Origin of the sequence: Nocardiopsis sp. CNR-923 (assembly GCF_001942255.1) — a bacterium.
Taxonomy (GTDB): Bacteria; Actinomycetota; Actinomycetes; order Streptosporangiales; family Streptosporangiaceae; genus Nocardiopsis.
Genome location: NZ_MKKC01000116.1, coordinates 1 through 19,768 on the forward strand (window position 1 = coordinate 1; position 19,768 = coordinate 19,768).

At 67.3% G+C, this 19,768-nt stretch carries 25 protein-coding genes and 2 pseudogenes; 24 read left to right on the plus strand and 3 right to left on the minus strand.

The genetic code is table 11. From position 1 onward, the window contains the following. A pseudogene (locus tag BJF83_RS20770) lies at nt 1–145 on the plus strand (MFS transporter); the annotation flags it as partial. Between the two features lie 75 nt (nt 146–220). Here BJF83_RS20770 and BJF83_RS20775 read toward each other — a convergent pair. The 3 genes from BJF83_RS20775 to BJF83_RS20785 all read right to left on the minus strand — a co-directional run bounded on the left by BJF83_RS20775 (nt 221) and on the right by BJF83_RS20785 (nt 3,547). Next, nucleotides 221–1,708, minus strand: coding sequence for a site-specific integrase (locus BJF83_RS20775; protein WP_158070414.1), 1,488 nt, complete (start codon nt 1,706–1,708; stop codon nt 221–223). Further along, nucleotides 1,708–1,959, minus strand: a complete 252-nt coding sequence (locus BJF83_RS27645; RefSeq protein ID WP_158070415.1) for a hypothetical protein — start codon at nt 1,957–1,959, stop codon at nt 1,708–1,710. Before BJF83_RS27645 ends, BJF83_RS20775 begins: the two co-directional genes overlap by 1 nt. Before the next feature lie 988 nt (nt 1,960–2,947). Further along, nucleotides 2,948–3,547, minus strand: coding sequence for a helix-turn-helix domain-containing protein (locus BJF83_RS20785; protein ID WP_143832013.1), 600 nt, complete (start codon nt 3,545–3,547; stop codon nt 2,948–2,950). A 485-nt stretch (nt 3,548–4,032) separates the two neighbouring features. Here BJF83_RS20785 and BJF83_RS28010 point away from each other — a divergent pair, with 485 nt between their 5' ends. The 23 genes and pseudogenes from BJF83_RS28010 (at nt 4,033) to BJF83_RS20895 (ending at nt 19,672) form a co-directional block, all read left to right on the plus strand. Continuing rightward, nucleotides 4,033–4,377, plus strand: a complete 345-nt coding sequence (locus tag BJF83_RS28010) for a hypothetical protein (protein ID WP_075927626.1) — start codon at nt 4,033–4,035, stop codon at nt 4,375–4,377. A 74-nt stretch (nt 4,378–4,451) separates the two neighbouring features. Then, nucleotides 4,452–4,838 carry a hypothetical protein gene (locus BJF83_RS20795; RefSeq protein WP_075927627.1) on the plus strand — a complete coding sequence of 129 codons (387 nt, stop codon included), beginning with the start codon at nt 4,452–4,454 and terminating at the stop codon, nt 4,836–4,838. Nucleotides 4,839–4,926: 88 nt separating this feature from the next. Then, a complete protein-coding gene (locus BJF83_RS20800) occupies nt 4,927–6,162 on the plus strand; it encodes a YqaJ viral recombinase family protein (protein ID WP_158070416.1) in 1,236 nt (411 codons plus the stop codon). After that, the gene (locus BJF83_RS20805; protein ID WP_075927629.1) at nt 6,159–7,466 is read left to right on the plus strand and encodes a RecT family recombinase; all 1,308 of its coding nucleotides are present in this window, start codon (nt 6,159–6,161) and stop codon (nt 7,464–7,466) included. Before BJF83_RS20800 ends, BJF83_RS20805 begins: the two co-directional genes overlap by 4 nt. A gap of 75 nt (nt 7,467–7,541) precedes the next feature. Then, complete coding sequence (locus BJF83_RS20810) at nt 7,542–8,027, plus strand: WhiB family transcriptional regulator (RefSeq protein WP_075927630.1); 486 nt, start codon at nt 7,542–7,544, stop codon at nt 8,025–8,027. Further along, nucleotides 8,017–8,676, plus strand: a complete 660-nt coding sequence (locus BJF83_RS20815; protein ID WP_075927631.1) for a WhiB family transcriptional regulator — start codon at nt 8,017–8,019, stop codon at nt 8,674–8,676. Before BJF83_RS20810 ends, BJF83_RS20815 begins: the two co-directional genes overlap by 11 nt. Before the next feature lie 29 nt (nt 8,677–8,705). After that, nucleotides 8,706–9,146, plus strand: coding sequence for a helix-turn-helix domain-containing protein (locus tag BJF83_RS31265; protein ID WP_394329368.1), 441 nt, complete (start codon nt 8,706–8,708; stop codon nt 9,144–9,146). A 143-nt stretch (nt 9,147–9,289) separates the two neighbouring features. Next, nucleotides 9,290–9,487: a hypothetical protein gene (locus tag BJF83_RS20825; RefSeq protein WP_075927633.1), complete on the plus strand. Its 198-nt coding sequence runs from the start codon at nt 9,290–9,292 to the stop codon at nt 9,485–9,487. Nucleotides 9,488–9,757: 270 nt separating this feature from the next. Further along, on the plus strand, nt 9,758–10,309 hold the full coding sequence (locus tag BJF83_RS20830) for a hypothetical protein (protein WP_075927634.1): 552 nt from the start codon (nt 9,758–9,760) through the stop codon (nt 10,307–10,309). 57 nt (nt 10,310–10,366) lie between these two features. Further along, a complete protein-coding gene (locus BJF83_RS20835) occupies nt 10,367–10,576 on the plus strand; it encodes a hypothetical protein (protein WP_075927635.1) in 210 nt (69 codons plus the stop codon). Further along, the gene (locus BJF83_RS20840) at nt 10,576–11,052 is read left to right on the plus strand and encodes a hypothetical protein (RefSeq protein WP_075927636.1); all 477 of its coding nucleotides are present in this window, start codon (nt 10,576–10,578) and stop codon (nt 11,050–11,052) included. Before BJF83_RS20835 ends, BJF83_RS20840 begins: the two co-directional genes overlap by 1 nt. Further along, the gene (locus tag BJF83_RS20845) at nt 11,049–11,264 is read left to right on the plus strand and encodes a hypothetical protein (RefSeq protein WP_075927637.1); all 216 of its coding nucleotides are present in this window, start codon (nt 11,049–11,051) and stop codon (nt 11,262–11,264) included. Before BJF83_RS20840 ends, BJF83_RS20845 begins: the two co-directional genes overlap by 4 nt. A 45-nt stretch (nt 11,265–11,309) precedes the next feature. Beyond that, complete coding sequence (locus tag BJF83_RS20850; RefSeq protein ID WP_075927638.1) at nt 11,310–11,714, plus strand: hypothetical protein; 405 nt, start codon at nt 11,310–11,312, stop codon at nt 11,712–11,714. A gap of 442 nt (nt 11,715–12,156) precedes the next feature. Next, nucleotides 12,157–12,669, plus strand: a complete 513-nt coding sequence (locus tag BJF83_RS20855; RefSeq protein ID WP_075927639.1) for a hypothetical protein — start codon at nt 12,157–12,159, stop codon at nt 12,667–12,669. Then, nucleotides 12,666–12,947 (plus strand): hypothetical protein, encoded by a 282-nt coding sequence (locus BJF83_RS20860; protein WP_075927640.1) that lies wholly within the window; start codon nt 12,666–12,668, stop codon nt 12,945–12,947. Before BJF83_RS20855 ends, BJF83_RS20860 begins: the two co-directional genes overlap by 4 nt. Before the next feature lie 31 nt (nt 12,948–12,978). Continuing rightward, nucleotides 12,979–13,917, plus strand: a complete 939-nt coding sequence (locus BJF83_RS20865) for a DUF5131 family protein (protein WP_075927641.1) — start codon at nt 12,979–12,981, stop codon at nt 13,915–13,917. A gap of 187 nt (nt 13,918–14,104) precedes the next feature. Continuing rightward, nucleotides 14,105–14,635, plus strand: a pseudogene (locus BJF83_RS31270) (phosphoadenosine phosphosulfate reductase family protein); the annotation flags it as partial. 197 nt (nt 14,636–14,832) lie between these two features. After that, nucleotides 14,833–15,414 (plus strand): site-specific integrase, encoded by a 582-nt coding sequence (locus BJF83_RS29795; RefSeq protein WP_262391727.1) that lies wholly within the window; start codon nt 14,833–14,835, stop codon nt 15,412–15,414. Further along, complete coding sequence (locus BJF83_RS29800; RefSeq protein ID WP_262391728.1) at nt 15,351–16,001, plus strand: site-specific integrase; 651 nt, start codon at nt 15,351–15,353, stop codon at nt 15,999–16,001. Before BJF83_RS29795 ends, BJF83_RS29800 begins: the two co-directional genes overlap by 64 nt. Beyond that, nucleotides 15,998–18,421 (plus strand): site-specific integrase, encoded by a 2,424-nt coding sequence (locus BJF83_RS20880; RefSeq protein ID WP_075927643.1) that lies wholly within the window; start codon nt 15,998–16,000, stop codon nt 18,419–18,421. Before BJF83_RS29800 ends, BJF83_RS20880 begins: the two co-directional genes overlap by 4 nt. A gap of 92 nt (nt 18,422–18,513) precedes the next feature. After that, a complete protein-coding gene (locus BJF83_RS20885; RefSeq protein ID WP_158070418.1) occupies nt 18,514–18,849 on the plus strand; it encodes a hypothetical protein in 336 nt (111 codons plus the stop codon). Further along, complete coding sequence (locus tag BJF83_RS20890; protein WP_075927645.1) at nt 18,846–19,484, plus strand: hypothetical protein; 639 nt, start codon at nt 18,846–18,848, stop codon at nt 19,482–19,484. Before BJF83_RS20885 ends, BJF83_RS20890 begins: the two co-directional genes overlap by 4 nt. Next, the gene (locus BJF83_RS20895; protein WP_075927646.1) at nt 19,481–19,672 is read left to right on the plus strand and encodes a hypothetical protein; all 192 of its coding nucleotides are present in this window, start codon (nt 19,481–19,483) and stop codon (nt 19,670–19,672) included. Before BJF83_RS20890 ends, BJF83_RS20895 begins: the two co-directional genes overlap by 4 nt. Nucleotides 19,673–19,768: the final 96 nt, after the last annotated feature.

Here is a 19,768-nt window from a genome sequence, read left to right on the forward strand (position 1 = left end):
CTCCGCGTCCCTGCTGCTCATCCCCACCGCCCTGGCCTTCTACCTGATCCAGAACCCCGACACCCCCTACTGGCTGTTCCTGGTCCTGGGCGCCACCGCGGGCTTCGGCGGAGGCAACTTCTCCTCCTCCATGGCCAACATCAACGACTCAATGTTCAGAATGGGGGAATTTCAACCAACACGAGCGGCGCTGTCCCACTGATATTGCAGGTCAAAGGCGTCAAGCTGTTCTAGCGTCCCACGCACCCCACTCAGGACGACGCCGATCCGGAGCAAATCTGGAGCGAGATTCCAGATTGGGCAGTTCCACCTGCCGAAGTAGGTCCTCCACCAACGCCACAGGGGACTGTACTCCCATCGCCTTCCGCTGCCGTAGCGATTCTTTCCACACCTCCTCCAACTCCTCCTTGAGCCACGCGCGCATGCGGTCGGTGGGGTGCTTGTAGCGCTTCCTTACGTCGTTGCGGTCTTTGTGCCCCAGCCTCTCGTCCACCAGCGGACCCGGAACCCAGAGCTCCTCCAGCAGGGAGCTGTGGCTGTGCCGGAAGTGGTGCAGGACGATCGCGCCTGGAGCGATCGGCATCCAGCACGCCACCGGTTCCTTCGACGCCAACCGCCGGTCCCGCGGATCGAAGTCGAACGGATGCAACGGCTTTCCGTCTTCCCGTTCACGGACCCAGACAGGTCGGCGCTGCCGTGCCACCGTCGGATAGAACAAGGCGCGTGTGGCCGGGTAGAACACCCTGTTACGGAAGGCCCCAAGTTCCCAGTGCTGATGGCGGCCGAGCCCGGAGAACAGCAGAGACCCCACTGGATGCCGATACCTCGCCCTGGCCCGATCCCCACAGGGACACCACTCCGCACCGACCGGGGCACTCGGATGAACCACGTGCTCAGCCTGGAAGGCGAGCAGTTCGGACAGGAACGTGGGAAGGTCCACCCGCCTCCTGTCGGCCCCTTTGGTGTGCCGGTACTCGAACTTCGTGGTCTCCGCCTGGTGGAGTTGATGCGTGATTCGAGGTTGAGGCAGAGATACGAACGATCTCGGTAGGCCGAGAAGCTCGCCGATCCGTACTCCCATGTAGTACTTCGCGACCAACATGATGAACTCGTCGGGACGGCCGGTGATGACGGCGGCGCGCTCAGCTGCTAGGAGCGCCTGGAGGGGAGTGAGGACGATCGGCTCCGCCTCGTCATCGTCGTGCATCCGGTCGGCGACACTGCCTTGGCCGAACTGGACGTGCGTCGGGTTCGCCGAGAGCAGGCGCTCTCTCATCGCCCCGAGGCAGATGCTGGAGAACAGGCCTATCACCTGAGTGCGCGTGTTGTAGGCGTATCCCTCGTCCTTGAGCTGCTCTCTCCACCGTCGGAACTGCTGTTGGGCGGAGGCGAGATCTTTGACCTTCCAGTCACCCCACTCCGGCACGATGTGGTTACGGAGCGCGGACACATATCGGCGCTTGGAGGATTCGGACACGCTGATCTTCGTCAGCCACTCCTGCGCCCACTCCTTGAAGGTGATGGTGTCACGATCATCGCGCACCAGCGAGCTGGGTTCAGACGCCTTCCTTGCTTCTGCTTCCTGCTCTCGCGCGTACTTCGTGGCGGCGGTCTTGTTCGGGAACCCAGACTTCGCTTTGAGCTTCCCGTCATGCCCTGTCCATCGGGCCCGCCATGACAGCTTCAGCGGTTCGGCGTAGGCGACCATCAGGTGCCCGCCTGGGACCGGATCTGGTTGAGAGAGCCTCCCGGTTTGCCTTGGAGCCATGCGGTGGCGTTGGGGCGATCAGGGAAAGCGCGGGTCACCATCTTTCCCTCGGGGGTCTTGTAGCGCGCCTGCCAGCGGTTGGCGGCCGAAGGGTTGGGGGATGCCAGTTCGGTCGTGGGGGCGGTCCGGTGGGGTGCCGGTGGGCTGGGGGGTTTCACCGCGGGGGCGGTGAAGAGATCGTAGTGATGCACGATCGCTCCTTTGGCATGAGGTGAGACTTCATTGTGCCGTTGCTGGCGAGCACTCCTTACACGTACGGGAATCGGGGGTCACGCAGGTCCAGGGGAACCGACTCTGGGACGGCGCGGACATCTTGAAGGGAGAAGTCTCGGATGATGCGGAGCGGGTCTCTCCGGATTTGAGATGGGGGTGTGGTCACGCCGAACTCGGTAACCCATCGAATGAGGACCGTGTCGGTGATCAGTGAGAGTACGACCGGAAAGCAGTGCTCGGGTGGGGAACCGAGTTGGAGGTCGATGCAGATCGCGTCAGCGCGTTCCACGACCGCGGCTGGCGCGGGGAGGGGGCGCGTCCGGACATACACGGCTCGAATGTCCGGTTCAACGACGTGAAACCTGGGGGTGGAGAGCAGCGATGCCATGCCATCCGTTTCTAGTCGCAGGGGATGTCCCTTATCGGTGAGAGAAGCGCGGATCCCTGAGGGCTTCCGGGACTGAGTCGGGGAGTGCGTCGACTCGTGTGAGGCCGAAGAGGTGGATGAACTTCATCGGGTCGTCGCGGAACAGGCTCGGGGTAACGGTGATGCCGAAGCTCTGGATCCATCGACTCAGTACGAGTCTGAAACCAGGGGGACGGCGACGGGGACGAACTCCTCAGGTCGGCTGCCGAGGTGGAGGTCGATGCAGATCGCATCGGCGCGTTCGGCGACTGCTGCCAGTGCTGGGAGGGGGCGGGGACGGACGTAGAGCCTGGAAGCAGGAATGGGCAAGGGAGTTATCACCTTCGGTTCAAGCCGAAACGTGGCCTCGGGGGGCTCATGCTAGGCGGTCGTACGTGCGGATGCACGTGCATCTTGAGTTGTTTGCGCAGAACGCCAGGGGGACTGGCGGGGTTCGGTGGGCCTCTCGTTGGTGTGGAGTCGTCCTGCATACAGACGAAACGTCCCGGTCGAATGGTTCCAGTCCGGGACGTTTTGTGTTGAAAGGCGACTATGTGAGGCTACTTGTCCAGGTTGAAGCGGACATGGGTGATTGCTTCACGCAGCACCTTCGCCACATTTTCGGTCGTCCGATTTTTGGACAGAGGCATGGAGATTTTCTCCATGTCGGCGGCTCGCCCTGCATGCCGGTCCTCCTCGACGAACACGATCGTCATCGTGTACACCCAGTTGGCCTCGTCGATGGGATCCTGGTGCCACTCCAAGGACTCGTTCGGCATGCAGGGGGGCGTGCCAACAATCCGCCCCAGGAGTTCCGAGGACAGTGCGGGGGCGTCCTCGGTGCGCTCAGTGACGTCACCTTCCAGAGGCCTTGGGTCCCCGCCAGCGAAGACGTCCTCGATGGAGCCGGCGTTATACCCGTAGGCGGCATCAAGCGCCTGGAGCGTGGTGCTGTCGTAGCCGCGAGGCTTGCCTGACTCCACTCGCGACACGTTCTTGTAGGCCACACCGGTGTCGCGTGCGAAGGCAGCGCGCTTGGGGTAGCCGAAGCTTTCTCTGCGTCGGCGCAGGATCTCGGCGGCCCTCAGAGCCCGTTGCTGCATGGTGAGGCGCACGCATTCGGTTGCTTCTTCCTCTCCTCGTTGGTCGTCGTGGGTCAACCCTGCTCCTTGGTTGCTGGGGGGACGGTGTCGTGGCCCGTAGGACTCACAGCACACCCTAGGTCCCTGACCGTCTCCCCACGGGAGACCTAGGTCCGAAGGCACCCTTGAACCCCAAAATTGCCCTCATGGGGTAACTATTTTTGCCCTCATGGGCCACTTTTCTTGCATTATTGGTCTGTGAGTCCTAGTTTGTGTTTCATGCCTCCCATACCGACGGTCAGGCACGACCGCAGACAAATCCGCCGTCAGCGCCATCTGCTTGGGCTCACCCGGAAACAGGCCGCTGACCGGGCCGATGTCCACCCCGCGACCTGGCGGAACCTCGAAAACTACGACGCGACGAACATCCCGCCGAGCGCTGACCGTCGCCGCGAATGCGGTGTCGGAACTCTCGTGAAGGTCGCTGTCGCGTTGCGGGTCCCGATCGAACGGTTGTGCCTGGACGGCGTGCCTTCCCAGATTCCGACCAGGAGACCGGACTGATGCCGGACCCGCTGGCCTTCACCCCTGAGGAAGCCGCCTTGCTCATCCGGTCCACTGCGAGCTGGCTCCGGGACAAGGCCAAAGCACGGCAGATCCCGTGGACGCGGATCTCCGGGCGGGTGCGGTTCACCCGCGAGCACCTGGACTGGATCCTCCGCCATCACGAGGTGCCCACCCAACGGCAGGAAGCCCCTCGCGGTAAGTACCAGCGGCGCGGTCGCGCCACCAAGACCACGGACGCCCCACTGGTGTCCGAAGGCGACACCAACGTTGTGTCGCTGGAGCCGAAGGTTCCCAAGCGTCGCGCCGACTACTTGGCGCGGCGGAGCCGGACCGAGGCGTGAAGAAGGGGCTCCCGCGCGGATGAGGCCCGCCCGGAAGCCCGCCCTGCACCAACCGACAAGAGAGGACACAGGGCATGAAGCATCGTACCGACCGCGGGGGTTACCTCGCCTACTTGGAGACCCGGAAGGGTCTGGCGTTGGGCAAGGCGGCCCAGGCCGGTTCCCGAGGAGAGAACGAACGTTGGAGGCAGGTCGCTCGCGACATCGCGGAGATCCAGCTCCGTGCTGGTGAGGCCGTGTGCGCGGACTCCCCGCAGGCCGACGGGTTCCCCGAGTTGCTTCCCGCGCTGGCCGCTCGCGCAGGCGAGGTGTCTGGCCTGCGTCACGGGAACCTGCGTGCGCACATGATCCGTCTGCACCTGCGCGAAGGCCGGGATCTGCTGCGGGGTCTCAAGGTCGCACCGCCTCGCCTGGCTCCGCGCCCCGGACGGCACCGTGCCCCGGAGGCGTCCTGTGGGTGACCTGCGTCCGGTCCACGAAGACCTCGTGGACATGTTGCACAGTTGCGCTGATCTTGGGCAGGCGTGGGTTGTGGTTCAGGGCCGCCGGATGGCCCTGGTCGTTCCCGCCCCCTGTGGGGGGTACCGGTTCGCTGCCGGGTACTACAAGGCCACCATCGTGCAGGCCGCTCTCACCGGTCTCGTCGAACTCGGCCCGGTGGTGCCTGCTCACGACCGGCCCGTCTACACCGGTGGCGGCCTCCGGTGGGCCGACCGGGACTTCACTGCCCGCACCATCACGCTGCCCTCAGCGGTGCCACCCGCACCGGTGCGCCCCGTTCGCGTCGACGGCATGGCACCAGGCAGCGAGGAGTGGATGGCCGCGATGACCGCGTCCAAAATCGCTGCGGTCATGGGCTTGTCGTCTTACGACTCGCGGCGGTCGGTGTGGGAGAAGATGGCGGGCAACCTGCCGTCGGAGCCCCCGACGAAGAACAAGACGCGCGGCCACTATCTGGAGGGTGGCGTGGCCGCCTGGTGGATGGACCGCCATCCCGAGTACGCGGTGCTTCCCGGTGGGACCTGGCAGCACCCCGAGGACTCGTGGATGGTCGCGACCCCGGACCGGCGGCTCGTGCCCATGTGCGAATGCGACACGCACCTAGCGGAGGGGTGCTGCGACGCGGTCGACTGCGACCCGTGCTGTTCACAGTGCCCGACCTGCCCCGCATTGGACCGCGCTCCAGTTGCCCTGCTGGAGCTGAAAACCGATGCCGACGGTTCGGAATGGGGGCGTGGCGTCGACGAGATCCCGGTGGGAATCCGATGCCAGGTGCTGTGGCAGATGGTCGTGCTCGGTGTCCGCGAAGTCCACGTCGCCGTCCTGTCCTCGTACCTGGAGATGCGTGAGTACGTCATCACCTGGGACCAGGAGGAGATCGACGCGCTGATCGCCGAGGCGGCCGATTTCCGGCTGTCCCTTCATTACGGGGAACCGCCTGAGCTGGACGGCGACAAGCACACGTACGCCGCGTTGCGTAGGACTCACCCCCATCTCGACCCGAAGAAGGAGATCACGCTCACCGACGACCAGGCGCGTGAGGTGCTGGCCGCCAAGAAGGCGGAGCAGGAGGGCCTAGAGCACTGGAACCTGGCTCGATCCCGGCTGACGGAGCTGATGGGGGACGCCGGGAAGGCGAAGTGGGGCGAGGACGTCGTGGCCTACCGGCGGGCGCGCAAGGGCGTCATGCCGTGGGTGGAGACGCCCAAGAATCTGCCCCCCGTGGAGGCGATACAGCCCGCGTCGGACGAGCCGCTCGACTGGGGCATGGGGGTGGCGTCGTGACCGGGACCAGCGAAGAGACGCAGGCTCCTGAGCCGGAGGAGCTGGACGTTGACGCCCAGGAGGAACAGCGGCAGGAACCAGAGTCGGAGGCGGTGGACGCTGACGTCGACGGTGTCGGTGATGAGGCCATGGCTGGTGAACTGGCGCAGCTTGCCGGGGGGCTGGTCGTCACCCACGACCAGGTGGAGTGGTCCGAGGCGCAGATTGCTGCCTTGCGTCAGATGGGTATCGAGGAAGCCCCCTTCGGTGAGCAGTTGGTGTTCCTGCACGTCTGCCAGAGGAGTGGTCTTGATCCGTTCTCGCGGCAGGTGTATCTGATCGGCCGGACTGACAAGTACGCACCTGGTGGGAAGAAGTGGACGATTCAGGTCGGGATCGACGGATTCCGGGCTGTGGCGCGCGGCACCGGCATGTACCGCGGGCAGATCGGCCCGGAGTGGTGTGGCCCCGACGGGGTGTGGACGGACGTGTGGGTACACGATGCGGTGCCGCCGGTCGCGGCTCGGGTTGGTCTGCTGCACGCGGAGATGGACGTCCCGGTGTGGGGCGTCGCGAAGTTCGTCGAGTTCCGCCCCCAAGGGGGATCTGGCGGGGACCGGGCGTTCTTGTGGCGGCAGATGCCGTCCCACATGATCGCCAAATGTGCCGAGGCCAGCGCTATCCGGAAGGCCTTTCCGCAGGTGTTGGGCGGCGCGTACATCCCTGAGGAGATGGATCAGGAAGCCTTGGACCAGGCGCGGGAGCGGCGGGCGCAGGCGTCGTCGATCGTGGAGGCGCGCAACGAGTCGTTGAGGCGCCGCCACCGGGACCGCATCGACCGGGAGAGGACCAGTGCCTTGTTCGGTCTGCTGCGAGAAGCCGGTGTGCAGACCCCAGAAGCGGCCCGCAACGGAGTTGAGTCCGTAGTGGGGCGCAACGTCACGGCGATGGGCGACCTGACGTGGGCGGAAGCCGATCAGGTTGAGGCCAGCCTGCGCCAGCGCATCGAAGGCCAGCGACAGACCACGAGCTCCGAGTCGGCACCAACTCCGACTCCGGACACGTCCGATTCCGAGGCAGTCGACGCGGAGATCGTCGAGGACCCGGTGGACCTGTGGCGCTCCCTGGTCACCCACTTCGAGGCACAGGAGCGAACGCCGCAGGAGCTGGAGCTGCTGTTCGCCCAGCACACGGGAGGTCGGTCCCCCACAACAGCGTCCGTGGAGGAGCTGCGCCAGTTCGAGGAGTGGATGCTCGCCGGTGATCCCGGCCAGTCCGAAGAGTCGGTCGGGGAGGAGGAACCACCCGAGGACCCATGGGCTTGATCTGAGACCGCAACCGGGGCGGCCGCCGCTGCGCAGTCGCCCCTCACACCCCCGCGGGAGAACAGGACAGGACGGATGAACAGCCAGGACCGTTGGTGGGAGCAGGCCCGCTGTGCCGGTATGGAACTCGGCGAGTTCTTCCGCGTTGAGGGCGAGGACGTCGACGCTCGGGATGAGCGTGAGCAACGGGTTGTACGCCAGGTGTGCGCGGGATGTCCCGTAGCCACTGAGTGTCTGCGCAAGGCGATCGAGACCAGCGCCGTGGGTGTGGCTGGCGGCATGAACGAGAACGAACGTGACCGCTACCGCCGGAGCCTCTTGCGTAATGGGTTGCTCACGATTGACCGGCGTACCGGCCGGTGCACCTGGCTGGTGACCCCGGATGTCGAGGTCATCGTGTGCGAGCACTGTCACCGCCGAGGGGAGTACGAGGGTCCGGGCCCGCGGGGAGAGCGGTTGATCCGGGCGTGCTTCAACAGGTGGTGGCAGGCCGGATGCCCTGGACAGGTCCCTGCCCCGAGGCCGCGCCACCGTGGGCAGAGGGGGACCCGTGCCGCTTGAGTCCACGAACAACAACGAGGAGGAGGACGTGAACGGCGCGCAGGAGAAGCACTGGTCGACGTTTGCCAGGTGCCGTGGTGCGGACGTGGACCCTGAGCTGTTCTTCGCTGCTGACGGTGAGCGGCATTCCACGAAGCAGCTCCGGGAGGAGAGGGCGAAGTCGGTGTGTGCCGAGTGTCCGGTGGCCACCGAGTGCCGGACGGCGGGCACGGATCCGCACATCGAGTTCGGGATCTGGGGCGGGATGAACGAGGCCGAGCGGGAGAGCCGGTTCCGGTGGGGATTCGAGCCCGCGCCGAAACTCCGCTACAGCGGAGGCCTCCAGGTCGATGCCACCCCGGCGCGTCGGATGCTGCAGGCGCTCGCGCGGGCTGGGTACTCGACCACGGAGGTCGCGTTGGCGACAGGTCTGGCGGTGCCCACTCTGGCGGCCGTGCGCTCCGGGGGGCGGTCAACGATCGTCGAGCCCATTGCGCAGAGGTTGGCGCAGACCTACCCGGAGCTGATCGGGCGCGCTCCCATGGGGCCTGCGGCTGCTCAGATCAAGGAGTCGGCCTTCGCGTCCGGGTGGGCCTCGCATTCCCAGTGGCAAGGGCGGGACATGGCGGACCCAGCTGCGGTTCCCCTGTCAGAGGGCGAGGCAGCGTGAACGCGTCGACCGGCGACGCCGCGGAGCGGGTGTTGCGTCCTCTGCTGACCTCCGCCGAGGTGGCAACGGTTCTGGGTGTGACTGTGCGGCGTGTACGCGCCTACGCCGACGCCGGGGAGCTGGTCCAGGTTCGGCTGTCCGCGCGGACGATTCGGTATCCGCCTTCTGCGGTGGAGGAGTTGGTGGCCGCCAGGTTCACCGGCCGGCGGCGGTTGCTGCCGTGCGGAACGCCCGCTGCCTACGCCCGCCACAACCGCGAGCGGACCCCGGCGTGTGACCTGTGTCGCCAGGCCATGCGCCGTGAATGGGAACGCAGACGCAGGTCGAAAGGGGTGCAGCCGAGGGCGCTGCAGCCCTGCGGGACCTCGGGGGCGTACTGGCGGCACCGTCGACAACGCACTCCGGTGTGTGGCCTGTGTCGGCGGGCCCGGCGGAGGAAGCGAACGCAAGGCATATCCGTGCGCCTGTGAACTACGCACCGGACAAGATCCAGGCCCGCACCCAATAAACAACGAGAAAAATAAGCATTTTTCCGTTTAACGCAATCACCGGAATGCTCACGTCGAGCATCGCGCTCATGTTGTAAGTGCAGTATCGGAGGAGGTCGCTTCGCATGACTGGACCTGAGGCATACCGCCAGGCGGTCGATGCCTTCGAGCGAGCCAAGCGGCTCGCCCGCACCAGGGACCCCCAAGCGGCCATGCAGACTGCGCTGGGAAACGGGTACGCCCAGCTCGCTATCGCCGCAGCACTTGCCCCCGAGACCCAGGACTGGCGCGAAGCACTGGCCTCCCCTGCCCGAGAGAAGTGACCACCGACTCACCCCCCGGGGGGAGGCAGCGGGAAGCGTTTGGAAGCGCCCCCGCCACGCGGAACACTCGTGTTTGCCGAAGAAACTGACTCTTCATGAAGTCGGGGAACCGGCTCTTTTCAGAGCAATCCGAGGCGCCTTCGACAGGAAAATGACCTAGACACCGGCAACCCAAAAACAAAGGAAGAAAAACGAATAAAAGAACGGCAAGGGGGCTGTCAGTAGATTAGTATTTGATTATAAGAAAAACCAAAAAGAAAGGCTAGAAGAATGGCTGTCGCTCTCTCCCCCAACCGCATCGCCTCCCGCATCCCGGTGGCCCGCGTGATCGCGGCGGCCAAGAACCCGGTCAGCTACGTCGAGTCCGTCGCCAACGCCTGTCGCGTGCTGGGGCTGGAGGTCATCATCGCCTACACCGACCACGACGACTTCCAGCACGCCTACAAGGGGGCGGTGGAGCTCTCGGCCGGCATCGACTTGCGTTGGAGCGATGACCTCTGGACCCCGGGTTGGACGGTCACCACTCCGGCCGGGACGGTGATCGACCGGCCGTTCCGCAAGGACCTCTACCCCCTTCCCCTGGATGTGGCCCAGGAGGCTCTGGAGGAGATCAACCACCTCCGCGACCAGGCCCGCCAGCTCGACCGGGCGCGCCAGAACCTGGCCCAGGCCCTGAACACCCACCTCCACACCCGCTACAAGGCCGCCTCCCTCGACGACCTCGGCTGGTGCGGTAACTGCCGCCTGGACATCGACCTGGACGGCTACTGCGACTGCGACCCCACGCTGGTGCGGTTCAGCAAGCCCATCAACCCCTCCTGACCCCTCCGCCTGGCGCGGCCGACCGACCACGCCAGGCTCCCTCCCGAAAGGCGCTCCATGAAATTCGTCTACAGCCCCCGATGCTCCGACACCCGTGGGGCCGCCTGTTGCGGCGCCGACCTCTACGTCAACGCGGATTCCCTCCAGGTCTTGCGCCGAGTGCTCGACGGCGAATGGCCGACCATGTCGTCCACGGAGCTCGCCCACGCGCGAGCCCTGCGCACGGCCATCTTCCAGGACGGCTCCCGGGTGGAGGTGACCGAGTGATGACCCGCGCCGACATCCGTACCATCGTCGACCTCGATGTCCCCGACCAAGGCCGCTTCGAGGTCCCCACGATGACCGTGCGCATCCGCCTGCGCGCCGCTGAGAGCCCCTGGGGGAGCGGCCGGTGCAGCCCGGTGATCCGTCCGGTCATCATCGACACCCTGTGCCCGCGATGCGGCGGCCTGCGCGGGCAGGCCCGCAACCTGAACCAGCACGAAGACGGGGCGTGGTACAGCGTCGACGTCTGGGACAACCCCTGTGGTCACGTCGATCGCTACGAGTCGGTCGCCGAGGAGGCCGAGAAACGTGAGGTCGTCGACCTGGTGTGCCCGGTGTGCGAGCACACCGCCTTCGACGAGGGCGAGGTGTTCCAGGTCCGCGGGTCCTCCCGTTGGGCGTCGGCGGTCCTGGTGGACCACCTCGCTCGCCATGAGCCGCTGGACCTGGCCGAGCACATCATCGGGGGCCGCCGGTGAGCGCCGCTGAGCAGGCCCGCCCGAAGGTCACGGTCCATGAGGAGCACGCGGTCTGCGGCCGTGCGGTGCTGCACTCCACCGGCCGTGTGGAACTCACGGCGACCCGGTTCGACGACGTCGAGGACTTTGCGGTGTTCGTCGGTGAGTGCCAGGCGTTGCTGGAGGCCGCGCGGGCGCTCCGAGCCGCCCCCACCTTCGACGGCCGTTCGTGACCGCACCCGACGCCCCGCGCCCTGCCCACCTGGTGAGGAGGTGACATGCAGCATCTGACACAACTGCGGCCGCTGCGCGGCTTCACGCAGGTGCCCAACGCGGCACTGGACACGTTGCCGGACCTGAACTCGATCGGGCTGCTCAACGTCGTGCTGCGGCACGACGAGCAGTGGCACTTCACGCTCGATCAGCTCATTGCCGAGAAGAGGCGGATCCCCGGCCCCACCCTGGGCAGGGATGTGGCGTACAAGGCGATGCGGACCCTGGTGGCGCACCGGTGGGTCGCCAAGGTCCGTTACCGCGACCTCGGCGGTCACTTCCACACGGCGGTGTTCCGCACCGTCACGCCTTTCACCGAAGCGACTACGTCGAGATGTGCTCCCGGTACGCCGAGGGCACCGAGATGTGGTTGCGCTGCACGGGGTGCGATGAGGACGAGCCGGTACTGACCCAGGTCAAGGGCACGGCGCAGATCGACTGCGCGCTCGGCAAGCTACCCATCACAGATCCGGTGTTTTACCAGGTCGCGACCACCGACGGGTTTCCGGAGGCCGGTGAGCCGCAGGCCGGTGAGCCGACCGGGGGTCGACCGGCCCCCGGAAAGCCCACGGTCTTTAAGAAGACCAGTGAGAACACCGGAAAGAAGACTGAGGAGGAGGGGGAGGACGCGCGTGCGCGCGCGAACGCCCCTGTGGATAACTCATCGGATGACTGGGGGATCGTCCCTGCGGCGCGCCCAGGCCGAGACGACGACACCCTGTTCTGCCGGACAGTGATCGCGACCATCGCTGCCGACACCGGTCTGGGCCTGTCCCCGCGGCAGCACCAGCGGTTGGTGACCGAACTGCTGCCCGACGCCCTGGACGCCGTCGCCCGCTTGGGCGAGACGCGGTGTCCGGCACCGAGTTGGTGGCGTGGCTGCGCCAGGGCCACGACACCACGCAGTCGCTGTACGCGGTGTTGAGTAAGCGCCTGGCCTCCGACTACCTGGTGGACGCTCTGCCCGCCTGGGTGCGCCACGGCGGCACCTCCACCCCTTCACTCCCACCCCGACCGGAACGGGCGGCACAGGACGAACCAGACCCCTCCCAGGCCCCGCAGGGAGCTCCCCGGGTGCGGCGGTGCGCCCGCCACGGCACGCCGATGGTCGCGGACCGGTCCGGGCACGGCTGGGCCTGCTCGGAGTGCGTGGCCGAACCCCACGGCCCCCCGGCCCGGCCGCGCGTGCCGGTGATCGACCTGCTGGCCCTTCCGGACCCGGACCCGCCCGAGCACTGCGGGGCATTCGAGTGCCACCCCGACCGGCGCCACCTCCTGCGCTGGGACCCGGTCATCGGACAGCACGTGGATTTGGGGCCGTGCCCCCGCTGCCACCCCTCCCACTCCGGTGAGGGTGTCACATGAGCGCCGAACAGCGGGCGGCCATCCGCGACGAGGCTGCCCGCCTGATCCAACGGCGCCTAGTCGAGTACCAGGCCACACAGACCGGAGACCGTCCTGACCCGGAAGTGTGGGCCCGGTCCCTGGTCGCCGAGCTCTCCTCGCTGGGGTTCCGACCCACTGAGGCCCGCCCCTGGGAGCAGCGCACCGGCGGTGCCCGCCCCGCCAGCCCTGAAACCGTCCGCGGACACGCCGAGCGTATCCGCGCCCTCCTCCAACAGTCGAAGGAGCCTCCGAGATGACCAACGATCGTCCACGGCAGGAACCAGCCCCATGACCGGGATCGAATGGACCAAGCGGACCTGGAACCCCACCACCGGGTGTGACCAGGTCAGCCCCGGGTGCGACCACTGCTACGCCAAAGCCCAGGCACGTCGCCTCAAGCACATGGGGCAGCCCCGCTACCAGACCGACGGGCGCCCTGAGACATCCGGTCCAGGGTTCGGCCTGGCCGTTCACGAGAATGTGCTGAAGGCGCCGCTGCGCTGGCACACCCCCCACCGGGTGTTCGTCAACAGCATGTCGGACGCCTTCCACCCGCAGGTACCGGATGCGTTCTTGGCTCGCATGTTCGCGGTCATGGCGCTCACCCCCCAACACACCTACCAGCTCCTGACCAAGCGGCACGCCCGCATGCGGTCGCTGCTGAACACCGTCGAGTTCGCCAGGGCGGTGTGGGTCGAGATGTACCACCTCAGTGATGGCGATTCGCTGCGCAGGTTCGACCGGCAGCCGTGGCCGGTACCGAACCTGTGGGTGGGCGTGTCCGTGGAGGACCAGCAGCGCACCGAGATGCGCCTGCCGGCGCTGATCGAAACCCCGGCTGCGGTCCGGTTCGTGTCGGCCGAGCCTTTGCTGGGGCCGGTCGATCTGAAACGGGCGCTGTGGACATGTGGTGCCGAACGCGGCCATGGCCTCACGACGAGCTTCGTGCACGCCGGCGGGTGCTGCGAGCGGCTGCACGGCCTGGACTGGGTGATCGTGGGTGGGGAGTCGGGGACGAGTGCGCGCCCGCTGGAGCTGGAGTGGGTGCGTTCCCTGGTCGATCAGACGAGACAGGCCGGGGCGGCGGTGTTCGTCAAACAGCTCGGCAAGGTGTGGGCGCGCGAGCACGGCGCTGCGAGCACCAAGGGCTCCGACCCCCGCGACTGGCCCGAGAACCTGCGCGTGCGGCAGATGCCCACCCCGGTCGGAAGGCGGACGGAGCGGTGAGCCCCGACACCACCGCCGTGTGGTTGACCCGCGAGTGCATCGACACGGTCGACGCGCCGCCTTCCGCCCCGGCCGCAGGGGAGGGGTGAGGGCGGTGGATGCCCTGTTCGACCTGCCCGGCTCGACGGTTGACCTGACCCCCGACCGGGCCACGAACCTGAACTGGATCCGCGACGCGGACGCGATCGTGTGCAACCACTCCGGAGGCAAAGACTCCGCTGCCCTGCTGGTGCAAGTGGCCGGCCTGGCTGCGGAAGTCGGAATCTTGGACCGGGTCGTGGTGCTCCACAACCCGCTCGGGATCTACGAGTGGCCGGGTGCGGCCGACATCGCCGCCGCCCACGCCGCGCACTTCGGTGTCCGGTATGAGGAGCGGGCCGCGGACGGTGACCTGCTCGACCAGGTCCGTAAGCGCCGCCTCTGGATGGACGCTTTGGCTAGATTCTGCACGTCGTGGGCGAAGAGAGGCCCAGGGATGCGGTTCGTCACCGAACTCGTCGGTGAACTGGCCCTGGGCCGACGCGCCACGATCATGTACGCGCTGGGCATGCGCGCCCAGGAGTCCCCCGGGCGGGCGAAGCTGGCGCCGCTGGCGCTACACCCGCGCTCCTCGGGGGTGCGGTCGATCTGGTCCTGGCACCCCCTCCTCCGCATGCCCGAGGAGCGGGTGTGGGAGCTGCACCGTGAGCACGGCCTGGCGCACCACCCCTCATACGACGACGGTATGTCCCGACATGTTGACCGGACTACCAGAGGCAACACGCGTGTGTCGCGGGCGTCCGGTTGCGCCACGCCGGTAGGAAGTCACCCAACCCGAACGAAGGGATTGGTGTGGCGCTATCAAGCGATATCGAGCACGACGTCGATGCGATCCGGCTTCCGCAGTGGGGCCGAGTCGTGGAGGTCGACGGTGTCGTGCCCTACCAAGTACACGACTCCGACGACCAGCCGATCGAGCCGATACGCCGGTACCTGCGGGACTTCGTCGCCCAGGGCCGCAGCGCGGGAAGCGTCCGGAGCTACGCCTACGACCTGTTGCGGTGGTGGCGGTGGCTCCAGGTCGTCGATGTGGAGTGGGACAAGGTGACCTCGGCCGAGGTGCGCGAGTTCGTGCTGTGGCTGCAACGCAGCACGAAGTCGCGCCGGACACCCAGGACCAGCTCAGCCTCCACCGTCGGCACGATCAACCCGATCACCCGCAAGCAGTACCCCGGGGACCAGTACGCCGTCCGCACGATCCGGCACAGCAACGCGGTGATCCGCAGCTTCTACGAGTTCTGGATCGCGCGCGGAGACGGCCCCCTGGTCAACCCGGTCCCCCAGGAACGCCGGGTGGGCAGCGACCGAACGCGCACCACAACCCGCTGGAGCCGTTCCTGCCGGAAGGGCGGCTGCGCTACAACCCCCCGGTTCCCAAGCGGCGCCCCCGCGCGATGCCCGATCAGCAGTGGAACTCCTTGTTCGCGGCCCTGCGTTCGGACCGTGACCGGGCCTTGACCTCGCTGGTCATCAGCAACGCCAGCCGCGCCGCCGAGATCCTGGGCATCCGCAGTGCCGACCTGGACTGGGGTGACCAGCTCGTTCGGGTCCGCCGCAAAGGAACCGGTGCCGAACAGTGGCTTCCGGCCAGCACTGACGCCTTCGTCTGGCTGCGGCTCTACCTGGACGGCATCGGCCCGCTCAAACCGGGTGACCCGGTCTGGTGGACCTTGCGGCGGCGCCGCCGCGGCGAAGGCCCGATGGTCCGTCAGCCGCTGAACTACGACGCCCTGCGCGCCGTCCTGCGCCGGGTCAACGAGTCCATCGGCACCAACTGGAGCATGCACGACCTGCGGCATACCTGCGCCCTGCGGATGCTGCGGGACCGCAACCTCTCGCTCCGCGACATCCAGACCGTCCTCGGCCACGCGCACCTGTCGACCACACAGCTCTATCTCGAAGAAGACCCCGAAGAAGTCATCCGCCGCGTCCACCAGCACCTGTCGGACGCCAAGCAGACCGAACAACCCGCCCCCGTCCCGACCCCGGCCCGCGGCTACAACGCCTCGGACCTGGCCGTGCTCTTCGGAGAACAACCGCGATGACCACCACGAACAGCACCCCCACCCAGCCACCACAGGTGACACCCTTCCCCCGCTTCATCGGCACCCAGCAGCCCCGGTCGACCCCCCGCCGTGTCGGGCCGATCGACACCCTGCCCAGCCGGGAGGTGCTGGCCCGGCTGCCCGAGCTGAGCACCTGGTCCCACCTGACCGGAGTCGAAATGCGCGCAAGGCTGCGCGCGGCCGAGCGCCTGCTCGCCTGGCTGGCGGAGCGGCCCGGCACCGGATGGCAGGAGCGATGGGACTCCTGCGAGACCGACCCGGGCCCGCTGAGCTGGGTTCCGGATGCCGCCTCGGCCAACGGGCGCTGCGTAAAGAACTTCCGCAGCGAGGTCGTCAGCGGCCTGGCCGGCCTCCTGCTGTGCCGTCTCGTGCTGCCCAGCTACGACTTCCTCGTCGACTACGGCGCGGTCCGCCTGTTCGCCGACGTGCGCACCGAACTGTCCGCCGACGCGTTCACCCGGGCCGAGGAAGCCGCGCGGGCCCGGGGCATGATCGGCCGCCAGGTCGCCCAGACCCTCACCTGCCTGTCCAAGATCGTGCTGCACACCGGCAAGGACCTGCACGAGGTCACCGCAGACGACGTCCTCGAATTCCGGGCCTGGAACATCGGCCGCTACGGCCGCCACCAGACCGGCATTCACGGAGCCTGGGACGTCTTGTGCGACGTCGGCGTGCTCGACAGCGACCAGAGCCTGCGCGCCACCCTCCGGACCGGCCAGTCCACCACCGAGGAACTGGTCGCCCAGCGGAAGATCCAGTGCGCACCGGTCCGCGACATGCTGATCCGCTACCTGAACGAGCGCCGCCCCGCCATGGACTTCAGCTCCTTCCGCCAGTTGGTCGGCACTCTGGCGGGCACGTTCTGGGCCGACATCGAACGGCACCACCCCGGAATCGACACCCTCGACCTGCCACCGGAGGTCGCCGACGCATGGAAGGCCCGGATCGCCTTCACCTCCGGAACGAAGGGGCCCAAGAAGCCCCGCCGGGGCCGCCTGGAGATCCTCGCCCGCGTCCGGACCTTTTACCTCGACATCCAGGAGTGGGCGCACGAAGACCCCTCCTGGGCGCCGTGGGCGGTCCGCTGCCCGATCCGCCGCAGCGACCTGGCAGGCGTCGCCAAACGCAACCGGGCCCGGACCGCGGAAGTGCACCAGCGCATCCGCGAGCGCCTGCCCCACCTGCCCACGCTGGTCGACACGGCCCAGAAGCACCGCGAGGACCAGGCGGCCCTGCTCGACGCCGCCCGCCGCACACCCATCGGAGAGTCCTTCGAGCACGACAGGAGAACCTACCGCCGAATTCAGTATCGGCACGACACCCGCAGCGCGTCCCAGCACGGCCCGGACGCCATCGTCATCACCGACGAACACAACGGCGAACGCATCGAGTTGCTCCGCAAGGAGGAGGACGCCTTCTGGGCCTGGGCGATCATCGAAACGCTCCGGCACACCGGTGTCCGCATCGAGGAACTGCTGGAGCTGACCCACCTGGCCCTGGTCTCCTACCGACTGCCCGACACCGGCGAGGTCGTTCCCCTGCTCCAGATCGTGCCCTCCAAGAGCAACGAGGAACGCCTGCTCCTGGTGACCCCGGAGCTGGCCAGCGTCCTGGCCAGCGTGATCTGTCGAATCCGAGGTGAGGACGGCCGCGTTCCTCTGACAGCCCGCTACGACGCGCATGAACGCGTGACCGGGCCGATGCTGCCCCACCTGTTCCAACGCAAGAACGGATGGCGTCGGGAGATCATCAGCACCAAGGTCCTCTACCGGCTCCTCGATGAGACGCTGGAGCGCGCCGGACTCACCGACCGGGCAGGCCAGCCCCTGCGCTACACGCCGCACGACTTCCGCCGGATGTTCATCACCGACGCCGTCACCGGCGGCCTGCCCGTCCATATCGCCGCGAAGATCCTCGGCCACCACAGCCTGGACACCACCCAGGCCTACCTTGCGGTCTTCCAGGAAGAGCTGATCAAGTCCTACCGGGCCTTTTTGGACACGCGCCGTGCTGCCCGCCCGGCCGCCGAGTACCGGGAACCCACCGAACAGGAGTGGAACGAGTTCCAGCAGCACTTCGAGCTGCGCAAGGTCGAACTCGGCACCTGTGGGCGCCCCTACGGCACCCCCTGCGCACACGAGCACGCCTGCGTGCGCTGCCCCATGCTCCGTGTCGACCCTCGGCAGCGGCGGCGTCTGGAAGAGATCATCCGCAACCTCGGGGACCGCATCGAGGAGGCCCGCGTCAACGGCTGGCTCGGCGAAGTCCAAGGACTCCAGACCAGCCTTGAAGCGGCTCGGAACAAGCTCTCCTCCCTGGACCGGCTGGCCCGGAACCGCATGCGCAACCGGACCTCGGTCGCCTTGGGCATGCCGATCATCCCCGGAGAAGAACGATGACCCCCGCGCTGCCCCGCTTCCGACTCCCTATCTCCGTAGTTCGGAAAAGTTTGTCCTGTTCTCTGTGTGTTTTGGCTTCCCGCGCCGACTTGGTGCGTGCCTGCCAGCTGCGCCCCGAGTTGGCTACCACCTACGCAGACGTGGAGTGGGAGATCGGCGACGTGTTCAAGCCTGACCTCTCGATGTTGGAGCTCATCGCCCTCGCCGAGGGCCGCGCCGTCGACAACGACCGGCTGATCCTGCTGCGGCTGCGCACCAACCACAACCGGACCGCCCGTCGTCTGCGCACCCTCGCGAAGAAAGCGGTCACCGTCGCCGACTACCTCGACAAGGCCGGCCGCCTCCAACGCATTCTCCTGGACCTGCAAACCCGCATGCGCGCCCTTGGCTACGACGGTGCCCACGACGATTGGAGCCTCACCTCATGAACCCCTCGCTGCTCGGCAAATGGCCCCGACTGCTTGTCGCCGGAGACCCGGTCACCCCCGATCAGGCAGACGACATCATCATCCGCACCACCCCAGTGTGGAGGCTGTCCTACGCCCAAGGCCAGACCCGCACCGCCCTGTACGACATGTTCGGGCTGCGCCCCCACCCGACCGTCCCCGACGCCCCCGACCTGGAATCGGTACGAGCCGCCAACGCCGCCTTGGGCATCCTGGGCCTCAACCACCTGCACAACGAACGGATCGTGTCCGCGTGGATCGGCGGGCTGCGAGGCTGGTGCGCGTGGGACGGCCACATCGGTGCGAGCACGTACAACGTCGGCCCCAACCCCGTCGCGGACGACGTCGCCCACGACCTGCATCTCATCGCGGAAACTTGGCCGCACCTGAACATGCGGGTGCAGCTCGCCCTTGACGACCCTGACGAGGGCCCGACCGTTCCCGCAATCAGCTGGTACGTCCACGAGGGCGCTGTCCGTGTCGTCAGTACCGACCAGTTCGTGGTGGTCCCCGACAGCACAGTCGACGCCGACTTCGATGCTGGCCGACACCTCATCCCCGCCCGCGAACGAGTCCAGGCGGCCGTGGATCGGGTTGCGGAGGTGATGGCGCCGTGACCATGCCCGATTTGATGCCTCCCGACGCGGCCGCGTGGGTGATGGCGAACGTTCACCGCGGCTATCACCGCGGCGGTGCCAACGCGACGCTGCCCTGGTGCGACCCCTTGCACAAGAGCTTCCGGGTGTGCCCATGCCTGTGGGTGTGCGACGACTGCGCCAAGCACCGGTGTGTGAAGAACCCGTGAGGGGCCCTGCTGTTTCCGGACAGGCTTTGAACCGTCCGCATCACGCGGCCAGACGCATCTCCTGATGGGCCGCGTACACCTCCGCAGGAGTGTTGT

What these genes read in the sequence shown, in the direction of transcription:
- BJF83_RS20775 (WP_158070414.1), bottom strand. Translation starts at nt 1,708, where the DNA reads ATGGTCGCCTACGCCGAACCGCTGAAGCTGTCATGGCGGGCCCGATGG.
- BJF83_RS28010 (WP_075927626.1), top strand. Translation starts at nt 4,033, where the DNA reads ATGCCGGACCCGCTGGCCTTCACCCCTGAGGAAGCCGCCTTGCTCATC.
- BJF83_RS20795 (WP_075927627.1), top strand. Translation starts at nt 4,452, where the DNA reads ATGAAGCATCGTACCGACCGCGGGGGTTACCTCGCCTACTTGGAGACC.
- BJF83_RS20800 (WP_158070416.1), top strand. Translation starts at nt 4,927, where the DNA reads ATGGCCCTGGTCGTTCCCGCCCCCTGTGGGGGGTACCGGTTCGCTGCC.
- BJF83_RS20810 (WP_075927630.1), top strand. Translation starts at nt 7,542, where the DNA reads ATGAACAGCCAGGACCGTTGGTGGGAGCAGGCCCGCTGTGCCGGTATG.
- BJF83_RS20825 (WP_075927633.1), top strand. Translation starts at nt 9,290, where the DNA reads ATGACTGGACCTGAGGCATACCGCCAGGCGGTCGATGCCTTCGAGCGA.
- BJF83_RS20830 (WP_075927634.1), top strand. Translation starts at nt 9,758, where the DNA reads ATGGCTGTCGCTCTCTCCCCCAACCGCATCGCCTCCCGCATCCCGGTG.
- BJF83_RS20835 (WP_075927635.1), top strand. Translation starts at nt 10,367, where the DNA reads ATGAAATTCGTCTACAGCCCCCGATGCTCCGACACCCGTGGGGCCGCC.
- BJF83_RS20840 (WP_075927636.1), top strand. Translation starts at nt 10,576, where the DNA reads ATGACCCGCGCCGACATCCGTACCATCGTCGACCTCGATGTCCCCGAC.
- BJF83_RS20850 (WP_075927638.1), top strand. Translation starts at nt 11,310, where the DNA reads ATGCAGCATCTGACACAACTGCGGCCGCTGCGCGGCTTCACGCAGGTG.
- BJF83_RS20860 (WP_075927640.1), top strand. Translation starts at nt 12,666, where the DNA reads ATGAGCGCCGAACAGCGGGCGGCCATCCGCGACGAGGCTGCCCGCCTG.
- BJF83_RS20865 (WP_075927641.1), top strand. Translation starts at nt 12,979, where the DNA reads ATGACCGGGATCGAATGGACCAAGCGGACCTGGAACCCCACCACCGGG.
- BJF83_RS29800 (WP_262391728.1), top strand. Translation starts at nt 15,351, where the DNA reads ATGCCCGATCAGCAGTGGAACTCCTTGTTCGCGGCCCTGCGTTCGGAC.
- BJF83_RS20880 (WP_075927643.1), top strand. Translation starts at nt 15,998, where the DNA reads ATGACCACCACGAACAGCACCCCCACCCAGCCACCACAGGTGACACCC.
- BJF83_RS20890 (WP_075927645.1), top strand. Translation starts at nt 18,846, where the DNA reads ATGAACCCCTCGCTGCTCGGCAAATGGCCCCGACTGCTTGTCGCCGGA.